Origin of the sequence: Amphibacillus indicireducens, from assembly GCF_039539605.1 — a bacterium.
Classification (GTDB): Bacteria; Bacillota; Bacilli; order Bacillales; family Amphibacillaceae; genus Amphibacillus; species Amphibacillus indicireducens.
In genome coordinates this window covers 1-3,752 of the sequence record NZ_BAABDL010000006.1, presented here as the reverse complement: position 1 = coordinate 3,752, position 3,752 = coordinate 1, and the positions used below count along the sequence as shown (strand labels likewise).

Here is a 3,752-nt window from a genome sequence, read left to right as displayed (position 1 = left end):
GATTGATTGGTTATTTTTAATTGATTTGATGCGGTTTCTTAGCGGCTTATGGTGGGGCTGTGAATAATCTAGGGGTCTAGTTATCTTCAATCAGTTATTACTGAGTCCGAACTGAAAATCTACCAATCATCGCTCAATAAGTTCGATCAAGTTAAATTAATCATAGTTCAACTGGAACAAAAGGATTTGGTGCAGATGATGGCCACTTAAAGCTTGAGGTCAACATCAAGAAGGTGATTGATGCTGAATATAGTATGTTAACACTAGACTGCTCAGATCAAATTGATAATAGCGTTACTCAGTTGAGCAGTGCAGAACGACTTGCCAAATTTAATCTCGATCAATTAGCAATTAAAAGTTAATCATTCGTCATACTTTTCTGATAAATAGACTAGTATCATTTCCTTTCTTGACTTATAATGGTATTGGAATCTAGTAGAGAAAGGAATATGTTTATGAGAGAACATCCAAAAAACAGAATTGAACGCTCAGCAATCCGAGTTTGGCGCATCCACGGTCTGATCTGGTCGATTATTTTTACTCTGAGCACAGCTAGCTTATTCGCTTCAATCTATCAATGGGGCTGGCCAATCTGGATTGGTCTAATAAGTGCCGCTTTAACCCTAATTATCATCGTGCTCAGCGTCTTTCTCTTCCCACCACTCAGATGGCGAAGATGGCGTTATCAGCTATATGATCAAGAAATTTATATTCAACATGGGATCTTAATTATTAAGCGAACAATCGTCCCAATGGTTCGGGTCCAACATGTCGATACAAAGCAAGGACCGATTTTACGTAAATTTAAACTTGCCAGCTTACAAGTCTCAACTGCTGCGACGACTCATGAGATTCCAGCACTCAAATTGTCAGAAGCAGAGGCATTACGTGATCAGATTTCTGTATTAGCGAGGGTTGAACAAAATGACATCTAATCCTGCTCGTCTCCATCCTGCAGCGATTTTGCTATTTAGTTTTAAAACAGTCAAAGATCTATTCTTTTTATTTTTGGTCCTCTTTTTTGCTGGCTTGGAAGATGGTTTATTAACTTACTTGTTAATCGGTACGGCTGCTTTAATCAGTATCATTGTTTTTTTCAGCTGGATTAAATGGTTTCGCTTTACATACTCGGTCAATGGTAGCGAATTAAGAATCGAGCATGGCCTGTTTGTCCGAAAAAAGCGAACGATCTCTAAATACCGGATTCAATCGATTAATTTAAATCAAAATATTGTTCATCGGTTCTTGGGATTGACGGGCATTCAAATTGAAACAGCAGGTAGCGACCTTGATGTTGACGCTAACTTAATCGCATTGAAACTAGATATAGCTGATAAATTACGGCAAGAATTGACAGTGAATTTGAATGAGGAAAATGATTCAGAAGCATATGATTACGACTATGCTTTAGAAAAAAAACTCCCGAAATATGAAGCAAGCTTTAAACGCTTATTTGCATTTGGCTCGACTTCAGGCGGATTTGGTTTTATCGTTGCAATTATCTTGTTTATCTTTTCAGAAGCTGAAGCATTCATTCCAGAGCGACTTTTTGATCAAACGACAAGCTGGATTTTATCACAAGTTTTCACCGTCATCGCCGCCTTGATCATACTCTCGCTTGGTTTGATTTGGTTTCTAGGTACGATCGGATCAGTCATTAAATACGGTGATTTTACAATTATCCGCTATGATCACGAGCTCTACATTACTAGAGGCTTAGTAGAGAAAAAACAACTCACCATTCCTTTAAAACGGATTCAAGCAGTCAGTTTTAAGCAAAACCCACTCAGATTGCCTTTTCGTTTAGGAAGCTTAACAATTGTCATTGCGGGAGGAGAAGTGAGTCAAAAGGAAAACATTCAAACTGTTATTTTCCCTTTGATTCGCCGATCAGAAATCGAAACGTTCTTGGCAACAATTTTACCTGAATATACGACGAATTTCGATCAATTAAAACCAATTTCTAGACGATATTTTTATATTAATACAGTTGTAAATCTATTGATTGCAGTGGTTATCATAAGTATTCTCGCAATCTTCATTTCTAGTTTTTGGTGGATCGGACTTGTTGTTCTAACCCTTGCTTTGGGCTATGATTTCATCAAATACAAATTGACCAAAACAGCCCTATCTGAAGATCAGCTAACGTTGCAAATTGTCCCGGTATTTTCAAAAGAAACAGTTTGGCTAAAAAAAGATAAGATTCAAGCGCTAGAACAAAGCCAAAATCCAATCCAAAGAAAGCTAAATATCGCGACTTACAAAGTATCTGTTTTAGATAATTTTGTTGGTCAACATTATGTCATTCACGGTCTACCGATTGAAGATGCAAACACGATTTCAGATTGGTACTCTTATCGTGACACTTATCAATTGAAGGACATCGATCTCGATAAATAACAAGCAAATGCTAAAGCGATTTTCTTAACTGAAAATCGCTTTTATACTTAGCTGATTAAGATATTTAGTTGTCATCTGTTTGTAACCATATTTTAACTTGACAAGCGTTATATAATATAATGTGTAGATAAATATATAACTTATATTTTGTCATTACGAATATATTTTATTAAAGGGGTAACCACATGTCTTATCTTGCTATACTTGCTGCAGGCATCTTTTTTCTGTTAGCAGCAATTATTAGCCTTTTTATGTTTTTTAAAGGGTTTGGGAAAAGTTATTTATTACTTACTATTGTTATGCTTATCTTAGTTTATTTTATTTTTGACCTATCGGGATCAGCGTTCAATTCCCTTTCCTTAATCGTTAATTAAGCGTTTAAAAAGCAAACCAGACGACATATTATCATTTTGGTTTGCTTTTTTATTTACAATAAAGCGTTGTTACTTCGAAATAACTTTAATCTGCTCATGTTGCTCGTGAATTTTTTCATAAAGATGCTTGTCGAGCGGTTGATTTATTAACAAATAATCGGCCGCTTGCAAATGTGCAACTTTCGCGAATGCTTGCACATCAATTTTACTGTCATCTAGCATTAAAAAAGTTTGTCTACTACGTTCAAGCATTTTCCGTTTCACTAATGCTTGTTGTTCATTTGATTCTGTAAATCCCTGCTCCAAATCTAATCCTTTGCAAGAAATAAATGCTTTATTAACAAAATATTGATCCAGGGCTTGAATTGTTAATGACCCAACAAAAGACAACGATTTATTAAGTAATGTACCCCCAGTGCAAATCACTGTTATTTGATCCTTTTCACTAAGGGTTGCAGCAACTTTTATCGAATTTGTCACAACCGTAAGGGGCATATTAGGCAAAATTTTTGCCATATACCAAGCTGTTGAACTCGCATCCAAAAGGATTGTATCTGACTCATCCACATGACGGACAGACATTTGTGCGATTAGCTTCTTCTTCGAGATATTGGTAATTTCCCGTTCAGCAAATGGAATCTCTTGATTTTTTACCATTTCATTAAATACAGCGCCACCATGACTTCTTGTCAAATAACCTTCTTTTTCTAACTTTTCAAGGTCTCTTCGAATCGTTTCCTCAGTTACTGAAAATTTCTTACTTAACTCACTAACTCTTACAATTCGCTTCTCTTCTAATTGTTCGATAATTCTTTGATGTCGTTCAACGACTAACATAATCAGTCACCTCAATATCGTTAACTTCGATTACATTTAGTTTAACGAATAAAGCTTTTAAATACAACCTTGAATTTCAAGTTTAAGTTAGTCACTTTGAAAAATAAATATTATGAATTCACAAAGTTATATTGTCAGGTC

The 3,752-nt window shown here is 35.5% G+C and carries 4 protein-coding genes; 3 read left to right on the top strand and 1 reads right to left on the bottom strand.

Going from position 1 to position 3,752, the window contains the following annotated elements:
• The first annotated feature begins 155 nt into the window (after positions 1–155).
• From ABD814_RS13270 to ABD814_RS00720, 3 genes are all read left to right on the top strand, one after another.
• Positions 156–362: a tagaturonate epimerase family protein gene (locus tag ABD814_RS13270; protein WP_425549034.1), complete on the top strand. Its 207-nt coding sequence runs from the start codon at positions 156–158 to the stop codon at positions 360–362.
• Positions 363–455: 93 nt separating this feature from the next.
• On the top strand, positions 456–935 hold the full coding sequence (locus ABD814_RS00725; RefSeq protein WP_344909439.1) for a PH domain-containing protein: 480 nt from the start codon (positions 456–458) through the stop codon (positions 933–935).
• Entirely contained in the window at positions 925–2,400 is a 1,476-nt protein-coding gene (locus tag ABD814_RS00720; RefSeq protein ID WP_344909438.1) for a PH domain-containing protein, read from the top strand. The genes ABD814_RS00725 and ABD814_RS00720 overlap by 11 nt, the downstream gene beginning before the upstream one ends.
• Positions 2,401–2,843: 443 nt before the next feature.
• On the opposite strand, the gene ABD814_RS00715 is transcribed toward ABD814_RS00720, so the two are convergent.
• The gene (locus tag ABD814_RS00715) at positions 2,844–3,611 is read right to left on the bottom strand and encodes a DeoR/GlpR family DNA-binding transcription regulator (protein WP_344909436.1); all 768 of its coding nucleotides are present in this window, start codon (positions 3,609–3,611) and stop codon (positions 2,844–2,846) included.
• Positions 3,612–3,752: the final 141 nt, after the last annotated feature.

Bases quoted from the DNA above. Each gene is read 5' to 3' on its own strand.
- ABD814_RS00715 (WP_344909436.1), bottom strand. From the start codon at position 3,611: ATGTTAGTCGTTGAACGACATCAAAGAATTATCGAACAATTAGAAGAG.
- ABD814_RS00725 (WP_344909439.1), top strand. From the start codon at position 456: ATGAGAGAACATCCAAAAAACAGAATTGAACGCTCAGCAATCCGAGTT.
- ABD814_RS00720 (WP_344909438.1), top strand. From the start codon at position 925: ATGACATCTAATCCTGCTCGTCTCCATCCTGCAGCGATTTTGCTATTT.